This is a genomic window from Lentibacillus sp. JNUCC-1, assembly GCF_009741735.1.
Classification (GTDB): domain Bacteria; phylum Bacillota; class Bacilli; order Bacillales; family Amphibacillaceae; genus Lentibacillus_B.
The window spans coordinates 972,408-991,792 of the sequence record NZ_WHOH01000001.1; the positions used below are offsets into that span (position 1 = coordinate 972,408).

The window sequence follows — 19,385 nt, forward strand, 5'->3', positions numbered from 1 at the left end:
CTCTATCAACCTATTTCCTTTTGTATTTCATCAAGGTAAGCTTCAACAACCATCTGCCGATCAAATTCTTCTTCTACTTTTTTTCGCCCAGACAATCCCATCTTTTTCTTTTCTTCATGAGGATGGCGTAAAAATAATTCTATTTTTTTTATAAGGTCTTCGCTGCTTTTTTGCTCAACAATATATCCATTCTTACCATGATCCACTATCTCTCTACAACCGCTTCTATTTGTCGTAATAACCGGACGTCCGCTTGCCGCACTTTCCAATAGTACATTTGACATGCCCTCTGGATAATATGTTGGGTGTATCGTACAGTGAGAAAGAGAAAGGTACTTTCTAATGTCTCGTTGCATCCCATGATATTGAATAACTTTTTTATCGTGCATTTTTTTAAGCTGATCATCATAATCTTGTTCACAAAATCCCAGAACATGAAATCTTGTCTCAGGGTGTTTCTGTCTAATGTATTGAGCCGCTTCCAAGTATTGGTCTATGCCTTTTTCCTTCATAATCCTTGAAATAAAAACAAAGTCAATTGTAGAATTATCTGGGTAATCAATTAAAGAAAAATGATTTAAATTAACCCCTGAACCAGGTACTAATTTATGTTTACTCTCTGCAATCTTATTATCAATGAAAAACTGTTGATTTTCCTCATTCTGAAAAAAGACTTTTGATATGTCTTTAAAAGCTTTTTTGTATAAGATCACGGACACCTTTTGCATTAACCCGCCACTTTCTACTGCGGTACCGAGCCCAGTAATGTTTGCTATGTAAGGAATCTTTAAGCTTTTTGCAGCCATCCCCCCATATATGTTTGGTTTAATTGTGTATGTCAAAACGATATCTGGTTTGATTTTTTTCATTATATTTTTATAATAACGAAGTAATTTCCACTCTTGGTATACATTTAATCCGTGTCTATTAACATCTGCTTTAATATAATGACAACCTAACTTAACTAGATCATCAATCCTTTCGCCGTATGGTGAAGATATGTGTACTTCATAGCCCTCTTCTAACAGTCGTTCAACCAATTCTAATCTAAAGTTGTAAATAACTACATCATGGTTGACTAATATAAGAACTTTTTTAGAACTCAACTCTATTCCCTGCTTTCAGTAAGCCGTATAGAACTACTCAAATCTCGGATTCTGTAGTTATCTTTATATTGACTTAGATTTATATCGTATACTAGATTTCCAAACACTTTGTTTACTATATCAACTCTAGGCAGCATAAAACGTAATAATGGATTAAATACCTTTACCAATTTTATATTTCTTCCGTGCACATTGGAGATCAATTTTACCATTTCACTCGTTTTTACATATGTTTTGTTTTGAGGAAAAAACAGTCCACTTTCTTCTTTTTCGATCATTAGTCTCAAGAACTCAGAAAGATTATCAATATGCAACATGCTTCGCTGGTTGTTAAGATCAGGGAATATAGGAAGTTTTTGAGCTGCTTTTGCTAGCTTTGGGTAATTGCCTTTCGATTCTTTACCATAAATCATTGGCGGTCTAATTATAACCACTTTAAACACTTTATCATTTAGCGGCTCGATTCCTTTTTCTGCCTGCAACTTGCTTTCTCCATAAAAGTCTTTTGGTTTTGGTATTGTATTTTTGTCTATCACACCGTCTTCTCCTACAGCATCTCCATACACAATAATGCTGCTTATAAAGATAAACTGACCCACGTTTTCTACTTTGGCTTTATGTGCCACTTCTATTGTTAAATCTCGATTTACTTTATAATATTTCTCTTCCATCTTGGGATCTTTGGAAACATGCGCTATCCCAGCAACATGAACAACAGAATCATATTTAGAAAAATCCATTTCTCTCCATGATCCATCTTTCAAACTAATCTTATCAACAGAATAACTATCAGGATCTTTGCCCAACCATTCTGCTAAACTGTTACCAACATAACTATTAACACCTGTTATCAATACATGTTTCATTTTGACACAGTCTCCTTGCTACAGGCAGATTCATCCTTGGTAGTTCTACCTGTCCCGCCTTCTACCACACCATCGCTCTTGACAACGCTGATAAACGTTCCGAAGAAGCATTTCACATCTAGCCAGAAGCTCATATTGTTTACATATTCCCCGTCCAGTTGAGCTTTGATATCAATTGGCAGTTCGTCCCTGCCTTTAATCTGCGCCCAGCCGGTTAACCCGGGTGAGATGTCGTTTGCGCCATATTTGTCTCGTTCCTTGATTAGATCATATTGATTCCAAAGGGCTGGTCTTGGACCAATAACACTCATTTTACCAGTTAGTATATTTAATATCTGTGGAAGTTCATCGAGTGATGTTTTTCTTAAGAACTTACCCATCTTAGTAATATACATATCAGGGTCTTTTAATAAGTGCGTTGGGGTGTCCTTTGGTGTATCGATTCTCATAGTACGGAACTTTAATATGTTAAAATGCGATTTATGCAGACCAACTCTTTTTTGCTTGAAAAAAATTGGCCCTTTTGAATCCAATTTAATTCCAATAATGAGTATGATGAAAACGGGTGATAAGATTAAGAGTCCACCAAGCGACAGAATGATATCAACAAGCCGTTTTAATTTTAAATACATATTCATACGCTCCCTGGGTTTTAGTAGCTTAATACTTCTCCAGAATTATTTGGGTAATTGAACTCTGAGGAACTACTAAACTACTAAGGTATTGTGCAATAATGTAATGGCAATGTGCCGAGTTTCTGTACTCGACACCTGCCATTATTATGTTTACTTTTTAGCTTTTAACACTCTGCTTAGCAGCCAATTCATTAACCAAAGCTGCCACGTCGTTTCCGATGCTCACATCTTTCAAAGCAAACTCCAAAGTCGTTTTCACAAACCCAAACTTCTCTCCAACGTCATGGCGTTTGCCTTCAAAATCATAGGCATAGACGGACTGCTCTTGATTCAAATTTTGGATCGCGTCAGTCAGTTGAATTTCTCCACCCGCACCGATTTCGTGTTTATCTAGGTGTTTGAAAATTTCAGGTGTGAGTACATAACGCCCCATAATAGCCAAGTTAGAAGGAGCTGTCCCCAGTTTCGGCTTCTCCACAAAGTGATGTACCTTGTAGCGTCTGCCTTCAGATGATGAAGGATCTACAATACCATAGCGATTAGTCTCGTCTTGTGGTACTTGCTGGACACCGACTACTGAACTCTCTGTTTCTTCATATTGCTGGATAAGCTGTCTGAGTCCTGGTGTCTCTGATTCCACGATGTCGTCCCCAAGGAGAACAGCAAATGGTTCGTTCCCGATGAATTTACGTGCGCACCATACGGCATGGCCTAGGCCTTGCGGGTCTTTTTGTCTGATGTAATGAATGTCAACATTTGATGTGTGTTTAACTTTCTCAAGAAGCTCAAATTTTTCTTTTTTAATTAGGTTATCTTCAAGTTCAAAGTTATTATCAAAATGGTCTTCAATAGCGCGCTTGTGTTTTCCGGTTACGATGATGATGTCTTCAATACCGGAGTTAATAGCTTCTTCAACTATGTATTGAATAGTTGGTTTATCAACAATTGGAAGCATTTCTTTCGGCATTGCTTTTGTGGCCGGTAAAAATCTTGTTCCCAGACCGGCTGCTGGGATGATGGCTTTTTTAACTGTTTTCAAATCATGACCTCCAGTGTATTTCTTTTAATTACCTGGCACCTGGGCCAGTTCTCTTTGCTCCATAAACACAATCCCCAACAACTCATCTTTCAACATCTCACCCGAATTATGCGGCAAGTTCTCCAGCATCATATCAATAATCTGTCTATCAACCTGAACCGTCTTCCCTACATAAATCTTCTCATAAACTGCATCCGGATGAACCTCATTCTCATTAAGCAGTTCCTCAAACATCTTCTCCCCTGGACGCTTACCAGAAAACTGAATCTCAATCTCATTTTCCGTATATCCTGATAGTCTAATCAGATTACGAGCCAAATCAACAATCTTCACAGGCTCACCCATATCCAGAACAAAGATCTCTCCACCCTTAGCCAGTGTTCCTGCCTGAATCACAAGCCGTGAGGCTTCGGGTATGGTCATAAAATAACGCGTCATCTCCGGATCAGTAACCGTAACCGGTCCCCCGCGCTCAATTTGTTTTTTAAACAAAGGAATAACACTCCCACGACTGCCAAGAACGTTGCCAAAACGAACAGCCACATACTTGGTCTGACTCCGTTTATTCAAGTCCTGAATAACCATTTCAGCAATCCGTTTACTCGCGCCCATGACATTCGTCGGGTTCACAGCTTTATCAGTCGAAACCAAAACAAAAGTATTAACGCCGAAGGCATCAGCTGCTTCTGCAACATTCCGCGTCCCCATGACGTTGTTTTTCACCGCTTCATGCGGGTTGTATTCCATGAGAGGCACATGCTTATGAGCCGCTGCATGATACACAATCATCGGCTGATGTTCCTGCATAATCTCAAACATGCGGTCTCTGTCCTGCACGTCTCCGATCACCGGAACAATCTCTGTCTCAGTCTGGCCATAGTCTTGTTTTAATTCCATATCAATCGTATAAATGCTGAATTCCCCATGGCCGACGAGTACGATTTTCCCTGGTGTGAAACGCATGAGCTGGCGGCATAATTCAGAACCAATTGATCCACCGGCACCGGTGACCATGACGGTCTGACCTGTGACATATTCAGAAATGGCGTTGATGTCGAGTTCGACTGGTCGTCTGCCGAGCAGGTCTTCTACTTCAACGTTTTTCAGATTGCTGACGGAGACACGGCCTGTCATGAGATCCTCGATTTTCGGGATCATCTGGACTTTGGCGTTGGTGGCGTTACATTTTGCCACAATTTCCGACAGCTCGCCATTTTTCAATGATGGGATGGCGATAACGACGAGTTCGATGTTGTGGTTGTTCACCACTGTGTCGATATCCTTGATCTGCCCGAGGACAGGGACACCATAGATTTCCATGCGCTGCTTCGTGATGTCATCGTCCACAAAGGCAACAGGCATGAGGCCATCGTCATCCACGTTGTTATTGTGGAGTTGTCTGGCAATCATTGTTCCGGCAGACCCCGCTCCGACGATCAGTGTGCGTTTTCTGTTTTGACCAGTTGCAATATACCGATCACGGAATACGCGCCAGAAGAAGCGGGAGCCTCCGATAAAGATAATATGTAAGAGCCATGTGACGAGTAAAGCCCGGCGGTAGATTGAGAAATCATTGACCAGGAATTGTACGATGCCTGCCGAGATGATCGTGAATGTCACGGCTTTGACGATCGCGAGCAGTTCGCCGACACTCGCATATGCCCACACCTTGTTATATAATTTATAAATCATGGCATAAAGATGGTGAAAGACAAGCATAGCGATGGCGCTGATGGTCAGTACGGGTACGGCATTTTCCACCTGCATGCCGGGATACACAATCCATGTCGCGGCAAAAATGGCGCACAATACGATGATCGAGTCGAGCGTCATGAGAAAAAGCAGTCGTTTGCGGTATGTCATCGTGAATGTGGCCTCCTTTCCAAAAGCATGTAACGTTTTTTACAAGTTCCGACGTTATTCCACACTTTTTACATAATATCCATTATAGTAGATTGAAAGTCATTTTCATAGTGACTTTTCATTACAATAACGTTAACTTCTTGAAACATTGGAAGTATATGTCAGTTTAAGAGGTAGCGTAAGTACTGTACGAGTTCTTTCCGATGTTTAATGGCGGTTTTTCCGTATAGATGGCTGATGTAATTCTTCACCGTTCCTTCGCTTAGGAATAACTCTTTGGCGATTTGGTGATTGGTCTTGTTTTCAAGAAGCTGGTAGGCGACATCGAGTTCTCTTGGTGAAAGGGAGATGTGACGTTCCTCAAGCTTGCGTTTGAGCACATCTTTTTTTGTGTATTGAAGTTCAGTGACGCGTCGAGCCAGAATTCGACTGATCTCCCCTGACAGAATCACCTGGTCGTTGAGAACGTCATGAATCGACTGGACAACATGACTGAAATCGGCGGTGGTCAGAAGAAAACCATCTACGCCTGCAATTAAGGCTTCGATCACTATTTCTTCCTCTGGCTTTTCATATAACAGGATGATTTTAATATCTTGGTTGATGCTTTTAATTTTCCGGGTGGCATTGATGCCGTTCATGACAGGCATATGCACGTCCATGAGAATGACGTCCGGTGGATTTATTTTGGCGCGCCGCAGGGCTTCTTTACCGTTTTCGGCGCTCGCTATAAGGTCGAATCCTCCGTGGATGGCAAACAAGTCCTGCATGACTGTTCGTGTCATCTTCTCATCTTCCACAACCATTACATTAATCATATGGCAGTCTTCTTTAACGGTTTGGTGTATTGCATAAGTGTGTTTGGTTAGAGCAGTTATGATGTAATCGTAATGGGGCCCGCGATGAAGGGGCGCTCTCGATGACTGTGGTTCTGATGTGACCCATATGGTGATACTATGTTGTTATTGTATCATTCAGGGTGTGCACGAATTTGCAGTTCTAAAACAAGCCAAGAATTTTTCTCCGTTTTACCGGAAACGGTTCGTCACGAAAGACGTTCATGTCATCGATGAGCAAGTGTGCGTTTTCCATGAACATGTAGCTTGTCGGTTTCCCGTGACGTTCTCGAATAGCTTCATGTGCTTCATGCATATAAAACCCGCGTGATGTTGTATTGTGTGCGTCTGATGCAACAAAGTGCGTTTGATTCGCCTCGATCAGCTGGTGTGTATATTTCTGTATCGCTTTGCCGAACTTGCCAATGACGCTGCCAGCAGTGATCTGAGTGAGCGCGCCTTTTTGCACAAAGTTGAACAGGCGATCAGGATGCTCAAGGAGTTCAGCATTCCGCTCAGGGTGCACAATGATTGGCATATGCCCAGCCACTTGCAAGTCAAAGAGCATACGCTCAGCATAATGAGGCACATGCTGGGACGGAAACTCCACGAAAACATACTTCGAGTGATTGAGTGAGAGTGCCTCCCCTTGCTGAAGTTCCTCTATCATATCCCCGTTCATGCGAATTTCCTGCCCGGGCAAGACTTTGATAGGAAGATTTTTAAACAGCTGGTTCAAAATCTCCACGTTTTGCTGTATCAAGTCCCCGGGTTATCGAAGCTGCCGTTTCTATGATGCGGTGTCGCAATAATTGTCGTAATACCTTGTCTCACAGCTTCCCGCGCCATCGCAAGACTGTCTTGCTCAGTCTGCGCCCCATCATCTACACCTGGAAGTATATGGCTATGAATATCTATCATACTGTCACGTCCTTTAGGTAGTTACAGTCATTCTATCAAATATCGACATAAATTAGTAGACTATAATCGGTAAATTGAGTGACAGTTTTTGGCACTGAATATTGAATATGCACCCCAAGCCCGCAAGGGCCATATAAAAACCAGAAAGAACGAGCGATGTCTCCCTCTCTTCTGGTTTTTAAATATGACACATTAATCCGCATAGCGGTCTCAGATCGCTCTTTTCTATTGGGCTTTTCACAGTTAAATCCCTTAACGGACAGTAGAATTAAGTTCATACGTAAAGAAAAATCAGTTCTAAGTTGAGAGCATCGTGATTTCCGCTGCGGGAAGTCGCTTTCCGCGGGCACGGCCTCAGCCTCCTCGCTCGCAAAGACCGCTCACTGCGGGGTCTTCGGACTCGTGCTGTTCCCGCAGGAGTCGACTTCCCGCAGCTCCAATCACTTTATGTTTTTCAGTGACTTGGACGGTTCTGCTTAAGTAACCAAGTATGAACGTAAATACTTCTTTTCCTGTTCCACTAATAGGTATTATTTTCGATTTAGCCGTAATCCAACTTAACTTATGAGTATTTATTTCCGTTTATGAGCTATTTTCAAGCTCTAAATGATCATTCACACTTTCATTCGTTCTGGCTACGAAGCGAGAAGAAAGGAGGACACTCTACACCAAGCTCGGGGAAAACACGGAGACTCCAGCGGGAGGACAAGCCTCGGTGAGACCCCGGAGCGCGGTAGCGCGAGGAGGCTCAGCAGCGCCCGCGGAAAGCGCAGTGTTTTACCCGAGCGTCCGCATGAGGCAGTCATAAAGCTATAAGTTAGGTCTGTTTAGTTAAATCCAGTTTTACGGCTGCTGTGTCTAAAACAATGGCAACGATTTATACGAATGCAGTTTTTCAGAAAAACCATCTTTTCTGTGTGACGCGTTCTGGCGGATTCAGCAAGAGCGTTTTTCCTGTCACAATCGCGTCGAGGTTGTTTTTTAATTGTATAACACGCTCGCTCCCTGCAGCTTTTTTCACCTGCTGATAAGCCGATTGGACAAATAGCTTATTTTTGACACGTGGCTGTCTGCCTGTCGCGATGATATGGGCCTGATTCGCCTTGATGAGCCGCTCAGTGAACTTGGCCACTTTTTTACCACCTTTTCCAGCAACATTAGCCGCACCCAGCTGTACAAGCGCCCCATTTTTCACCAGACGATAAAGCTTATCTGGGTTCTCAGTCATTTCATCGTTTCGCTCGGGCTGAGAGATGATCGGTACATAGCCTGCGATCTGCATCTCGAAGACCACGTTCGTCGTATAATCGGGCACATGGTCATACGGCAGCTCAAGAAGAATGTATTTCCCCTCAAGCCCCAGCGGCATGATGTCCCCTCGCTTCAATTCTCGAATCAAATCCCGTGAATACGTGTGCCTTGACCTGGCAGAATTTCCACGGGGATCTGTGATGCTTTCAGCTGTTCGTTCATGTCTCTGACACTATCAAGGATGGCATTATACCCGCTTTCGGAGTCAATCGGATGGTGTGGTGCAGCGATGATGGATGTGATGCCCTGTTTCGAAGCTTCCGATGCGATTTTCAGACTGGCGGCCATAGCGGGCTGGCCGTCAGCAAACCCTGGTAGAATGTGGCGGTGTAAATCTATCATAAATGATCCCCTGTGTTTGGTTCCTTTTAGTGCGTTAGTCCTACAATTATAGTAATAAATAACCAGGTAGAATGCAAGGAAATGTTATATTTAACAGTATTTTTATGCATATGTCGAAAAATGGCGAATCACTTGGTGTGACTGGTTTTAAGCGAATACCGAGACTATTTAGTTGGGGTGGTATATAGTGATTTTAATAGGGTTGGAGGTTGTTGTTAAAGTATTTGTTATGGGTATTTTTACCTAATTCTAAATAAGCGTTTCGTTCTTGCTGAAATTTGACAACGGGACTCCTGCTCCTCCCTTTTTAAGAAGGAAGTGTACCCCAGGGTACGCTTCCTTCTATCTTTTGAATGGTTAATCACCACTTGGTTTAACTTTGATTGTCTCTTTCACTTTGTCACCTTTCGCAGCTTTTCGGGCGGCGACGATGGCATTGCCGGCGATGAGCTTGGCTAACTTAGGGCTTTGCTCTGCTTTGGGGTTTTTGGGTGTTATGTGTGACGTAACCTTGCCGCCGTTCGCTTTTTCGATAATGGTGACGACGGGTATGTCCGCGTCGTTGGCTGCTTTGATAGCTTCGGTGATTTTGTCAGAGTCGACCGGGTTGATGATGAGGACGTCTATGTCTTTGTCAAGCATGTTGTTGATGTCAGTCTTCTGCTTGCCGGCGTCGTTTTCAGCGTTGGAAGTGATCATTTCGTATTTGGCTTCCTTAGCGTTTTTCTTGGCTAGGTCCTGGGTTTCTTTTAAGAAGTCGTTGTCCTGGGCTGACATGGACAGGCCCATTTTCAGGTTGGCCACCTTGTCCGTGATGTCCGCACCTTCCACCTCTTTGTTTGTGGTGGTAAAGAGTGAACAGGCGGATGTGATGGTGGCGATGATGAGCATTAATATAATGGTGACAATGGATTTTCTGCTGGTCATGGTGGGTACCTCCTTGTTTGGTTGTGCTTTTAGTATGTAGATGCCCGTTATTTGGGGAGGTCAATCTTGAATTTTTATGTATCTGGTGATGAGGAGGTAGTATACCAGAGGAAGATGTGGTTCTATCAGAGCAAGGATGGAGGCTATCGAACGAAGAAGCTGTTCTATCGGAGCAGAATTGGGTTCTATCGAATGAAGAACCGGTTCTATCAAAGCAAGAAGGGGTGCTATCAAGCGAAGGGCTACGTCTATCGCATGAAGTGCGTTTGTTTGGCAGCGTTGCGGAAGCCAGTCAGAAGGAAGTCCTAGGCTTTTGAAGACTTCCTTCTAGCTGTTGTGTAGTGTTTGCCGAAATGAAGGTCGGATTGTTGGGTACATCATTTAATTTTAAAACTGTTTGAACCTCTGCTCCTCCATAAACGTATGTATTTTATGAGAAGTGTTTGGGGTGTGGTGCATGTTATCTGATGAGGAACTGATGAACAATCTTAAAGGGAATCATTTGGATGCTTTTGATGAGTTGTATCATCGATGGTCTGGGGCCCTTTATCAATTTATCTTTCTTTATATGAAAGACAAACAGCTGACAGAGGATATTTTGCAAGAGACATTTACTCGGGTTTACCTTAAAAGATGTTCTTATAATCAAGACAAATCTCTATTCAAGACGTGGATACACCGGATTGCCTACAGATTGTGCGTGGACCATCACAGAAAGCATTCTAAATACACCAGTGTGAATCTTGATCATAACCACCATCTTCTGCCTGATTCAGCCGGGGCTGACCAAGAGGCGGTCAATCGCATCTTTATTGATCACCTGTTAAGTTCGCTGTCGAGGGAGGAACAGGCGATCATCATTTTGACCTATTACCAGGACTTTCCGACAAAAGAAATTGCAAATATCCTAAAAATGCCGATCGGAACAATTAAATCAAAACGGCACTATATCTTTAAAAAGCTCAATAAGAAATTTAGAAGTGGAGCGGATCGCGATGAATATATTTGATAATGATTCAAGAAAGTTTAAACAGGAGATGCAAACTGAATATCCGGATTTAACCCAACTTATGGATCGCGTTTCGATTGAACTGCCGGACCATTTAACAGATCGCCCCCTCTGCCACATTCCAGACTAAGCTATTATTTAACAGTCCCCAGGAAAGAAATACCGGACTTTTTAACAGCGACACCTCTCGTAGCGGGGGTTGCCCCTTTATTACTGTTTAGCGTGGTTGCTTTACAATTCTTTTTACTTTGATGGGAGTGAAATCATATGGACGTTGGCAGCGTCATACCAATCGCGAGTTTAATTTTGTCTATTATTATAGGTGGAACCGGGGTTATGTTGATGGGGTCTTTAAAGAAGCGGATCTTAATGGCAACCGGTTTAAAACGATTTCCCAAAAACCCCGAGGAAAGATATTCATTGCTGGCAAAGCACTGTGGGTTTTTGTCATACTGGACAAATTTTGATCGCTTTAACCTGTATCTCCTAGTTGCTGGTGTCATTCTTTTAATCGGGGCATTGGGCATTACCATCTACAATTTGAATGTGGAGGGGCCGCTTTTTCTTTTTCAAGTCCAATTGGGATTGCTGATTAATGCGATTGCATGGATCTTTTTATCGAGTTTCTTTTTTATAATGCGATTTGTTCAAGTGAGCAATATCTATCGGTATGGCCGGAAAATGATGTGAGATTTGAGAGCCAGAATTTAGGGCACATATTGGGTGGCCTCCTTCTGGCTTTTCTGAGGGGGGTCAAGTTGACGTTTTGACTTGTTTTAAAGGGATCGATCAGTTATACTTTGTATAAAGATATAGATTTCGCATAAGCTATTGATAAGCCTTATTGATGGGGGCATATTGCGCCAGACCGGGTTAACGGTCTTCCATCAGTGGCGAGATGCTAAAAAGTAACTCACACAATCTGGTGGGCAGGGTGGGTTACTTTTTTAGTGCTTCAATAAGCGCAACTACGAGCGAAATTAACATGACGACAAACACCGACGTCGGTAGATCAAAATTTCCACTCATACTCATCCCCTCCTGTCTTGTTGGAGGATTTGAGCGTCACCCTGCCTGCGCAATATGGGTTCGGAGTCAGGCCCTGATACCTATAGCTTGAGTTTGAAAGGTCGGAGCTAGTTAGTCGTGGCCCCAGGAACGACTCCCCTCCGCTTATTTTACTTTATATTGAGATGCTTGGAAAGTTCTGTGCATAGCAATGCCAAGAACACGCCACATCCAGCTCCGGGAAAACACGGAGACTCCAGTGGGATGCAAAGCCTCGATGAGACCCCGGAGGTCGTCAGACCGAGGAGGCTCAGCAGCGCCCACGGAACGCGCAGTGTTTTCCCGGAGCTGGTAGCCAGAAGCACTCCCTTAAATTTCAATTATTGCTCAGCAAAAATTCACTGCAATATAAAAGCCAGAAGGAAGCCCATCTCAGAGGGTACTTCCTTCTGGCTTTTTGCTTACGCTTGACCCTGTGCTGTATTCTCAGCAGGCAGGCCTTTGTCGCGGTTCTTTTTCCACAGCTGGAGGAGGACGATGAGTCCGAATAGGCCGAGGCCGATAAGGTCGGTCCACCAGATGTGGTTGAGCAGGACAAGAGCTGCTGCGACGGCTAGGATGCGTTCGGCCCAGCCGTATTTGGTAAACAGGTAGCTCTGGATGAATGTTGACCAGGCGATGATACCGATGAACGCGGTCCCGATGCTGAGTGCGACTTGCAGGAATGTCGCAGTGTCGTCTTGCAGGATCAGCATCGGGTTCATGACGAATGCGAACGGCAGAAGCAGTGCGCCCATGTCGAATTTGAACCCTTGGATACCGGTCTGGACCGGGTTGGCTTTGGCGATGCCTGATGTTGCGTAGGCGGGCAGGTTGATCGGCGGTGTGTCGTCTGCCAGGATGCCGTAGTAGAATACGAACAGGTGGGCAGCGAGTACCGGAACGTCCATTTTGATCAGAGCTGGTGCCATAACGGCGGCGAGTACGATATACGTGGCCGTTGTCGGGAGGCCCATGCCCATAATGATACAGGCGAACATGGTGAACAGCAGTACGAGTATGAGCTGCTCGTTAGCCAGGTTCAAGATCATGCTGGACAAGGTCGGGCCGAGACCGGTCATGGTAACAACGCCGGTTAAAATGCCGGCGGTGGCACAGGCTGCGACGACACTGAGCGAATTCTTGGCGCCTTGTTCACAGGCCATGAAAAATTCTTTCCAGCCGAATTTCGTTTGCCCTTCCCCTTCTATTTTCTTCCCAAGCGCGTACCAAATGAGCGCGAAAACGAGTGCGCCGGCCGCGACGAATGTCACGTATTTGTTTAGGCCGAACAGCAGGTGTCCACCATAGGCGCCCCCGACGAACAGAAGTGATACAAGAAAACCTGCGCCGAAGCGCTTTTGCATGCGGTATGAGAACAGCGCAATGAAAATGGCACCCATGATGGCCATAAACGACGCGAGAATCGGTGTGAGTCGCATGACGAGCAACACGATAATCGCGACGATTGGCAGCAATAAGTAACCGCGATTGGCGAGAATCCTGAACGGTGACACGAGCTCACTGCGCGGGATTCCGGACAGATTGTACTTGCTTGCTTCCAGGTGCACCATGAACAGGATCGCTGTGTAACTGAGCAAGGCCGGAACTGCGGCAGCTGCGGCGATTTCGAGATACGGAATCCCAGTAAAATCCGCCATGATAAAGGCCGCGGCGCCCATGACGGGCGGCAGAAACTGTCCACTGGATGACGCGGCAACTTCCACGCCCCCCGCGACATGCGGCCTGAAGCCGATTTTTTTCATGAGCGGAATGGTGAACGTTCCGGTCGTGACCGCGTTCGCGACCGAGCTTCCGGAAATCGAGCCCATCATGCCTGATGAGACGACCGCTGCTTTGGCCGGACCACCTTTGAACGAGCCAACGAGTGACAGTGCGAGATCGATGAACATGCGCCCGGCGCCGGTCACTTCGAGGAAGGCCCCGAATAGGATAAAGATAAAGACGTACTGCGCGGACACGGTGATCGGGGTGCCGAAAATACCTTCGTTGGATAAGTACATAAACTCCGCAATTTCACTCCAGCTAAAACCAAAGTGGTTGATCGCGTCCGGCAGAATTGCCCGGCTGCCGAGGAACTCGGGTAAGAACTTATCACCGAGCCATGCGTACAGCATGAAAATGAACGCCAGGATCACGAGTGGTTTTCCCACAACACGGCGGGTAGCTTCGAGCACGAGCAGGACAGCAATAAATGAAATGACCGTGTCCAATGTGTTCGGGTTTCCCACTTTTCCAAGCAGGTCGGCGAAAATGATAATGATGTATATACCGGTAAACGCGCCGAGTGCAGCTAGAATCAGGTCGTACCAGGGGATCTTTTTCTGACCGAGGCCTTTTTTAATCGGGAAAATTAAAAAGGTGAGGGTCAGCGCAAACCCGAGGTGGACCGCGTTCTGCTTCATGCGGGGCAGCATTTCGATGCCGGCAGTGTAAAGATGGAACAGAGACATCGACACGGCGGTGATGAGGATGATCATGGCCATCCAGCCGTACAACGTCCGGTCACTCCCCTCCAGTTCATCAAGCTGCTTATTCATTTCTTCAATGTCGTATTCTTCTTTCAGATTGGATTGATTTGATTGAGCCATGGTGACCCTCCCTTGTGGTGATTGTAGTGTTTCTTATCAAACTATCAGGTATGCGGATAACCGTATAAGCGTCATCGTGATCTGCGCGAAGGGCAGTCGCTTTCCGCGGGCACGGCCTCAGCCTCCTCGCTCGCAAAAACCGCTCGCTGTGGGGTCTTCGGACTCGTGCTGTTCCCGCAGGAGTCGACTGCCCTTCGCTCCGATCACTGGCTATAGTTAAGCATCGCCACACTTATATTAGGCATCCATTTATATGTTTGCAGAGTTGGTTAATGCTATAGCCTTATTACTTTCACTATCAAAAATCAAGAACCATAAAACAAACCGCTAGTAAGCCAGAACATATTCTCAGTATCAGGAATTTCATTATATGTTTGCTCTTTCCACAAAAGAGATGTAGAAAGAAGAAAAAAACTTCTAGAGTATTTGGCGTTAAAGTACTTTTGCAAAACTCTCACTTTCAACTATTCCCCTCATAAAGGCAAGAAAGAAAGTAAACACTCCTCACCAAGCTCGGGGGAAACACGGAGACTCCTGTGGGATGCAAAGCCTCGGTGAGACCCCACAGCGCGGTAGCGCGAGGAGGCTCAGCAGCGCCCGCGGAAAGCGCAGTGTTTCCCCCGAGCGGTTGCCAGAAGCAGTCTTAAACAGTTTTGCAGTATGTGTCTACTTTTCATAAAGGAAGGTTATTTCTCTATGAATCTACAAGAGTCACTGCGTAATTTTTCCAAAAAGGTAACTGAACCTGGTCTGCTCCATAACTTCAAATGTGATGGTTTTGCCCAGGTATGGATTTTTTGATAGTTCGTATGTTTGCCCGTCGATGGTGACGGTGTATTCGTTGAGTTTGACGGCGTGGATGGATAGTTGTTTGAAGGGTTTGTTGAGACCTTCGTATATGAAAAAGCCATCCTCTTCCCTTGTGGTTGCGCCCTCAGGTGTTTGGTATTCAATGCCGGCGCCGAAGCTGCAGTTCCAGCTTTCTGTGAGCACAATTTCGCCGGTTTTATTGATCTGGAATTTTTCGATCATGGGGCAGCGTGCGACGGAATGGATGTACCGGGATGTCAACGTCGAATCGGCATTTATCTGCTGGACCATCAGGATGTCGCCGGAATCATCCGTTGCTTGGATGATGTGCACATCTGATGCGAGCAAATAAATGCCGATCCCCATTAACACACACGCGCTTAGCCCAATGATCCACCCCGCAGGACGCTTGATGAGCCGCTGCAGGGCGGGATTGGATTGTGTTTTCATTAGTCGGTCGATACGCCTTCTTCCTCATAATACTTGGCGGCGCCTGGATGCAAGTCAATCGACATGCCGTCTGTTGCTTCTTCCAACTTGATGTCTTTGCCGCGGTCATGGGCTGCTTCCAGTTCGTCTTTGTTATCGAACATAGCTTTTGTCATATTGTAAACGACGTCTTCGGACAGTTCTTTATCCACGACGAGGATCGCCTGAACGGCTACGGTATTGATGTCTTCTTCCTGACCGTAGTCGGCGTACTCATCTTTTGAAATCGTGCGTTCTGTGTAGTAGGAATACTCGGATGTGAGTGTTGAAATAATGTCATCGGACAAGGATAGGACGGTCACATCTTTGCTGGCGCCAAGCTCCTGGATGGCACTTGTCGGTGCACCGGCGACGATGAATGCTGCGTCGATTGTACCGTTTTGCAGACCTTGTGATGCGTCACCAAAGCCGAGATATTCTGGTGTGAAATCGTCATACGTGATGCCGGCAGCTTCGAGGATCTGCTTGGCGTTGGCTTCTGTACCACTGCCCTGGTCCCCTACTGCAACTTTTTTACCTTTAAGATCTTCGATGGACGTGACACCGGAGTCCTTAGTCGTGACGAGCTGAATGTCCTCTGGATACAGGGACACCATGCCGGCCATGTTGTCGACCTGGTTGCCTTCAAAGTCGGACAGCGTCTCACCGCTTACAGCATAGTACGCAATGTCGTTCTGAATGAGGGCAAGCTGATATTTGCCTTCAGCCATTTCCTGAGCGTTCGCGACAGATGCACCGGTTGAAACAGCTTTTGCACCGGACACACCGTCAACATTGCCGAAAATTTGCTGAGCCATGGCAACACCAAGTGGATAGTATGTACCACTTGTACCCCCTGTTCCGATGGTTACGCGGACGTCGCCGCCACCGGAGTTGTCTCCCCCATTGTTATCGCCGCCATTGTTGGACGAGCCACCATCATCTTTGGCACTGCCGCAACCTGCAAGCGCTAACAGTAATACGAGTAATAGAAAGCCTGTCAGTTTCAGACGTTTCATTTCTCCACACCCCTTTTGTTAGAATTTATTTCATTTTGTAGTATACATTAAATTTTAACCGTTTTCATGTGTAAGTCAAGTGTTATTTGCTGAGCAAAGAGCTCGCCTGTCGATTGTGATGCGCTCATGCGGGTGGTGGGAATGGCGAGTGGAGATTATTCGGGAAGTGACAGTCACTTCCCGAATTTTGTCGAATGGATTTTGGGTGGAAACTTGATTTGTGTCAAGGTGTTTTGGGGTGGTGCGGGTGATAATGGGTGTGTGGGGTTGTGTGGTTTTAATTTTCCAGCCTGTGTGTCTTGAGTGGAGGGATGAGCATGGGAAGGATTTATATATTGGGTGCGGCGTTTGCGATGGTTTTTGTGCTTGTTTTGGCGGTGTATGTGCCTTTGCAGGAGGTGGATTTGGCTGAAACAATTGAGATTCCATCTGAGGAGATTGTTCGGGTTAAGTTGAATATCCCTTCGGATCATCGGTATAGAAGTACGGATAACCCGGAGAAGATTCGTGAGTTGTTGGATTTTCTGGATGATTTTCAATATGAAAGTCTGGTGGGGAATGAGACGGCTTATATTCCATCGCGGGCGAGTATTATTTATTTTTATAATGATAGTGGTGAGTCTGATTTTATTGTGCCGTATGTGCGGGAGGTTATGATTAATCAGATCTTTTATAAGGTGAAGGATGGTGAGATTGAGGCGGATTGGCTGGTGGGATTTTATGAGTCGTTGTAGTAGGCGGGTGTTGCAGCTCAAAAAAGCGGGGCCAGTCCCCTGGTCTTTTGACCCGAAGGACTGACCCCTTCTGACACTACTGGTTATTCGGCGATAACGCCTTTTTGCCATGTTTTGACTTTGTCAGGATTGTCTTTCATATATTGTTGAGCGACTTCTTCTGCGTCTTTGTCGTCAACGAAGATTGGTCCCATGAGCTCTTCTTCGTTTTCTGAGTTATAGTTTTCAGCGAACTGAGTAGCGATCTGATACGCTGCTGGGGAGGTTTCCTTGAATTCTTTGTTGAAGACAAGGTCGATGTGGTCCCCGTCGCCGCCGTAAATTTCATCAGGGTCTTCGAGCATTTTCAGGTCTTCTGCTGCGAAGATCCAGTGTGGTTTCCAGAGTGGGACTACAACTGGTTCTTCGTTTTTAATTTTCTTTTGGAGTTCGGAAAGCATGGCCGCTTCTGAACTGGATTGGACGCTCCATTTGTCAAGACCGTAATGTTCGAGTGCTTTCTCCGTGTTCTGCATGATGCCGGCACCTGGGTCGATGCCTGTGATTTCCCAGTCAACTTTTTCGCCGAGATCTTCGTTGCCTTTTAAGTCTTCAATGGAATTGATGTCTTCCATATATGAAGGAACTGTTAGGGCGAGCGGTGCTTTGTCGATGATGCTTGTGTCGTACACTTCGACGTCGTCACCGTATTTTTCAATATATTCTTGGTGTGTTGTTGGGAGCCAGCCGGTTGCAGTGAATGATGCTGGATCGTCTGCGACTGCTGCCCACATTGGGCCTGCTTCCACTTGTTTCATATCGACATTGTAGCCGACGTCTTCAAGTACGGCTGCGAGCAGTGGTGTACGGGAGGTTGAGCCTGCCCATGACACGTATGGGAGCGTGATGTTCTTTTCGCCGAGTTCAGCGTCATCTGCCAGTTTCGTGTTGTTCTCGCTGGCATTATCGTCGTTGCCCCCACCGCATGCGGCGAGTACGAGTGACAGCACAAGCATAGCAGCAAGTGCCATTGAAAAACGGATATTCTTCATATGTGTGATGCTCCTTCGTCTAAGATGTATATTAGTTTATCCAACAAGCCATTTTAAAACTCATGTAAAGTGAGGTCAATCTTAACGCCTTATTTTTTTGGGGGGGTGGGAAGTGACAGTCACTTCCTGAAGTTTGTCGAATGGGGTTGATTTCACATAGGTTCTTGCTGTTTATTAAGATGCAATATCCAAAACTGCGAACTAACTAAGTTTGTATGAGAAAAGACGTCGCTCCGAAAATACATTTCGCTTTCCGCGGGCACGGCCTCAGCCTCCTTGCCCCGGCAAGGGGTATGTCGACGTTGCCCGCAAAGGGCGGTTTTAGTCGACCCTCCTTAATGCGCTCGCTGTGGGGTCTTCGGACTCGTGCTGTTCCCGCAGGAGTCTTCATGTATTTTCTCCGCTATATATGTGCCCCCTATTTTTGTAATGTTTATGGGCGACTTGCATAACGAATTGCTCTGTAAAAGAAGTGATAGAACGCACACCTCACCAAGCTCGGGGAAAACACGGAGACTCCTGCGGGAAGATAAGCCTCGGTGAGACCCCACAGCGCGCAGCGCGAGGAGGCTCAGCAGCGCCCACGGAAAGCGTAGTGTTTGCCCCGAGCGGTTGCCAGAAGCAGTCATTCCAAGTTTCCTCTTGTTCTCAGTTTGTGTCTTCGTAGTTATTAGAGGGTTAACTGTAAAAACATCAATTTTTTAGTGACAATCAGGTACATAAGCTATATATTTCACAATACCTACTGGTAGCGATTTTAGTTGAAGGAATGATAGCTATGATCAATACCTCGCTTTGAAACGGGATGT

18 protein-coding genes and 1 pseudogene are annotated in these 19,385 nt (G+C 45.5%); 5 read left to right on the plus strand and 14 right to left on the minus strand.

Annotated elements, in window-relative coordinates; genetic code table 11:
- Window positions 1–5 precede the first annotated feature (5 nt).
- From JNUCC1_RS04570 to JNUCC1_RS04615, 10 genes and pseudogenes are all read right to left on the minus strand, one after another.
- A complete protein-coding gene (locus JNUCC1_RS04570) occupies window positions 6–1,106 on the minus strand; it encodes a glycosyltransferase family 4 protein (protein WP_156644340.1) in 1,101 nt (366 codons plus the stop codon).
- 2 nt (window positions 1,107–1,108) lie between these two features.
- A complete protein-coding gene (locus tag JNUCC1_RS04575; protein ID WP_156644341.1) occupies window positions 1,109–1,972 on the minus strand; it encodes an NAD-dependent epimerase/dehydratase family protein in 864 nt (287 codons plus the stop codon).
- Window positions 1,969–2,604: a sugar transferase gene (locus JNUCC1_RS04580; RefSeq protein WP_156644342.1), complete on the minus strand. Its 636-nt coding sequence runs from the start codon at window positions 2,602–2,604 to the stop codon at window positions 1,969–1,971. The genes JNUCC1_RS04575 and JNUCC1_RS04580 overlap by 4 nt, the downstream gene beginning before the upstream one ends.
- A gap of 160 nt (window positions 2,605–2,764) precedes the next feature.
- Window positions 2,765–3,646, minus strand: a complete 882-nt coding sequence (gene galU / locus JNUCC1_RS04585) for a UTP--glucose-1-phosphate uridylyltransferase GalU (protein WP_156644343.1) — start codon at window positions 3,644–3,646, stop codon at window positions 2,765–2,767.
- Window positions 3,647–3,670: 24 nt separating this feature from the next.
- Window positions 3,671–5,509: a polysaccharide biosynthesis protein gene (locus JNUCC1_RS04590; protein ID WP_156644344.1), complete on the minus strand. Its 1,839-nt coding sequence runs from the start codon at window positions 5,507–5,509 to the stop codon at window positions 3,671–3,673.
- A 161-nt stretch (window positions 5,510–5,670) separates the two neighbouring features.
- Entirely contained in the window at window positions 5,671–6,327 is a 657-nt protein-coding gene (locus tag JNUCC1_RS04595; protein WP_156644345.1) for a response regulator, read from the minus strand.
- Between the two features lie 181 nt (window positions 6,328–6,508).
- Window positions 6,509–7,266, minus strand: a pseudogene (locus tag JNUCC1_RS04600) (tyrosine-protein phosphatase).
- 895 nt (window positions 7,267–8,161) lie between these two features.
- On the minus strand, window positions 8,162–8,665 hold the full coding sequence (locus JNUCC1_RS04605) for a CpsB/CapC family capsule biosynthesis tyrosine phosphatase (protein ID WP_197431631.1): 504 nt from the start codon (window positions 8,663–8,665) through the stop codon (window positions 8,162–8,164).
- Complete coding sequence (locus JNUCC1_RS18925; protein ID WP_156644347.1) at window positions 8,662–8,919, minus strand: CpsB/CapC family capsule biosynthesis tyrosine phosphatase; 258 nt, start codon at window positions 8,917–8,919, stop codon at window positions 8,662–8,664. The genes JNUCC1_RS04605 and JNUCC1_RS18925 overlap by 4 nt, the downstream gene beginning before the upstream one ends.
- 357 nt (window positions 8,920–9,276) lie before the next feature.
- Entirely contained in the window at window positions 9,277–9,846 is a 570-nt protein-coding gene (locus JNUCC1_RS04615; protein WP_156644348.1) for a substrate-binding domain-containing protein, read from the minus strand.
- Window positions 9,847–9,962: 116 nt separating this feature from the next.
- Here JNUCC1_RS04615 and JNUCC1_RS04620 point away from each other — a divergent pair, with 116 nt between their 5' ends.
- From JNUCC1_RS04620 to JNUCC1_RS04640, 4 genes are all read left to right on the plus strand, one after another.
- Entirely contained in the window at window positions 9,963–10,163 is a 201-nt protein-coding gene (locus JNUCC1_RS04620) for a hypothetical protein (protein WP_156644349.1), read from the plus strand.
- A 140-nt stretch (window positions 10,164–10,303) separates the two neighbouring features.
- Window positions 10,304–10,855: an RNA polymerase sigma factor gene (locus JNUCC1_RS04630; protein WP_156644350.1), complete on the plus strand. Its 552-nt coding sequence runs from the start codon at window positions 10,304–10,306 to the stop codon at window positions 10,853–10,855.
- Complete coding sequence (locus JNUCC1_RS04635) at window positions 10,842–10,985, plus strand: hypothetical protein (protein ID WP_156644351.1); 144 nt, start codon at window positions 10,842–10,844, stop codon at window positions 10,983–10,985. The genes JNUCC1_RS04630 and JNUCC1_RS04635 overlap by 14 nt, the downstream gene beginning before the upstream one ends.
- 137 nt (window positions 10,986–11,122) lie before the next feature.
- Window positions 11,123–11,545, plus strand: a complete 423-nt coding sequence (locus JNUCC1_RS04640) for a hypothetical protein (protein ID WP_156644352.1) — start codon at window positions 11,123–11,125, stop codon at window positions 11,543–11,545.
- A 779-nt stretch (window positions 11,546–12,324) separates the two neighbouring features.
- On the opposite strand, the gene JNUCC1_RS04645 is transcribed toward JNUCC1_RS04640, so the two are convergent.
- From JNUCC1_RS04645 to JNUCC1_RS04655, 3 genes are all read right to left on the minus strand, one after another.
- Window positions 12,325–14,514 carry a TRAP transporter permease gene (locus tag JNUCC1_RS04645; protein WP_231746984.1) on the minus strand — a complete coding sequence of 730 codons (2,190 nt, stop codon included), beginning with the start codon at window positions 14,512–14,514 and terminating at the stop codon, window positions 12,325–12,327.
- A 711-nt stretch (window positions 14,515–15,225) separates the two neighbouring features.
- A complete protein-coding gene (locus tag JNUCC1_RS04650; protein WP_156644353.1) occupies window positions 15,226–15,774 on the minus strand; it encodes a DUF1850 domain-containing protein in 549 nt (182 codons plus the stop codon).
- Window positions 15,774–16,811, minus strand: a complete 1,038-nt coding sequence (locus tag JNUCC1_RS04655; protein ID WP_156644354.1) for a TAXI family TRAP transporter solute-binding subunit — start codon at window positions 16,809–16,811, stop codon at window positions 15,774–15,776. The genes JNUCC1_RS04650 and JNUCC1_RS04655 overlap by 1 nt, the downstream gene beginning before the upstream one ends.
- A 317-nt stretch (window positions 16,812–17,128) precedes the next feature.
- Between JNUCC1_RS04655 and JNUCC1_RS04660 the strand changes: the two genes are divergently transcribed.
- Window positions 17,129–17,545, plus strand: a complete 417-nt coding sequence (locus tag JNUCC1_RS04660) for a hypothetical protein (protein WP_156644355.1) — start codon at window positions 17,129–17,131, stop codon at window positions 17,543–17,545.
- Window positions 17,546–17,628: 83 nt separating this feature from the next.
- On the opposite strand, the gene JNUCC1_RS04665 is transcribed toward JNUCC1_RS04660, so the two are convergent.
- On the minus strand, window positions 17,629–18,576 hold the full coding sequence (locus tag JNUCC1_RS04665) for a glycine betaine ABC transporter substrate-binding protein (RefSeq protein WP_231746985.1): 948 nt from the start codon (window positions 18,574–18,576) through the stop codon (window positions 17,629–17,631).
- Window positions 18,577–19,385: the final 809 nt, after the last annotated feature.

Bases quoted from the DNA above. Each gene is read 5' to 3' on its own strand.
- JNUCC1_RS04595 (WP_156644345.1), bottom strand. From the start codon at position 6,327: ATGATTAATGTAATGGTTGTGGAAGATGAGAAGATGACACGAACAGTC.
- JNUCC1_RS04630 (WP_156644350.1), top strand. From the start codon at position 10,304: ATGTTATCTGATGAGGAACTGATGAACAATCTTAAAGGGAATCATTTG.
- JNUCC1_RS04580 (WP_156644342.1), bottom strand. From the start codon at position 2,604: ATGTATTTAAAATTAAAACGGCTTGTTGATATCATTCTGTCGCTTGGT.
- JNUCC1_RS18925 (WP_156644347.1), bottom strand. From the start codon at position 8,919: ATGATAGATTTACACCGCCACATTCTACCAGGGTTTGCTGACGGCCAG.
- JNUCC1_RS04635 (WP_156644351.1), top strand. From the start codon at position 10,842: ATGAATATATTTGATAATGATTCAAGAAAGTTTAAACAGGAGATGCAA.
- JNUCC1_RS04665 (WP_231746985.1), bottom strand. From the start codon at position 18,576: ATGAAGAATATCCGTTTTTCAATGGCACTTGCTGCTATGCTTGTGCTG.
- JNUCC1_RS04660 (WP_156644355.1), top strand. From the start codon at position 17,129: ATGGGAAGGATTTATATATTGGGTGCGGCGTTTGCGATGGTTTTTGTG.
- JNUCC1_RS04655 (WP_156644354.1), bottom strand. From the start codon at position 16,811: ATGAAACGTCTGAAACTGACAGGCTTTCTATTACTCGTATTACTGTTA.
- JNUCC1_RS04645 (WP_231746984.1), bottom strand. From the start codon at position 14,514: ATGGCTCAATCAAATCAATCCAATCTGAAAGAAGAATACGACATTGAA.
- JNUCC1_RS04640 (WP_156644352.1), top strand. From the start codon at position 11,123: ATGGACGTTGGCAGCGTCATACCAATCGCGAGTTTAATTTTGTCTATT.
- JNUCC1_RS04575 (WP_156644341.1), bottom strand. From the start codon at position 1,972: ATGAAACATGTATTGATAACAGGTGTTAATAGTTATGTTGGTAACAGT.
- JNUCC1_RS04650 (WP_156644353.1), bottom strand. From the start codon at position 15,774: ATGAAAACACAATCCAATCCCGCCCTGCAGCGGCTCATCAAGCGTCCT.
- JNUCC1_RS04615 (WP_156644348.1), bottom strand. From the start codon at position 9,846: ATGACCAGCAGAAAATCCATTGTCACCATTATATTAATGCTCATCATC.
- JNUCC1_RS04590 (WP_156644344.1), bottom strand. From the start codon at position 5,509: ATGACATACCGCAAACGACTGCTTTTTCTCATGACGCTCGACTCGATC.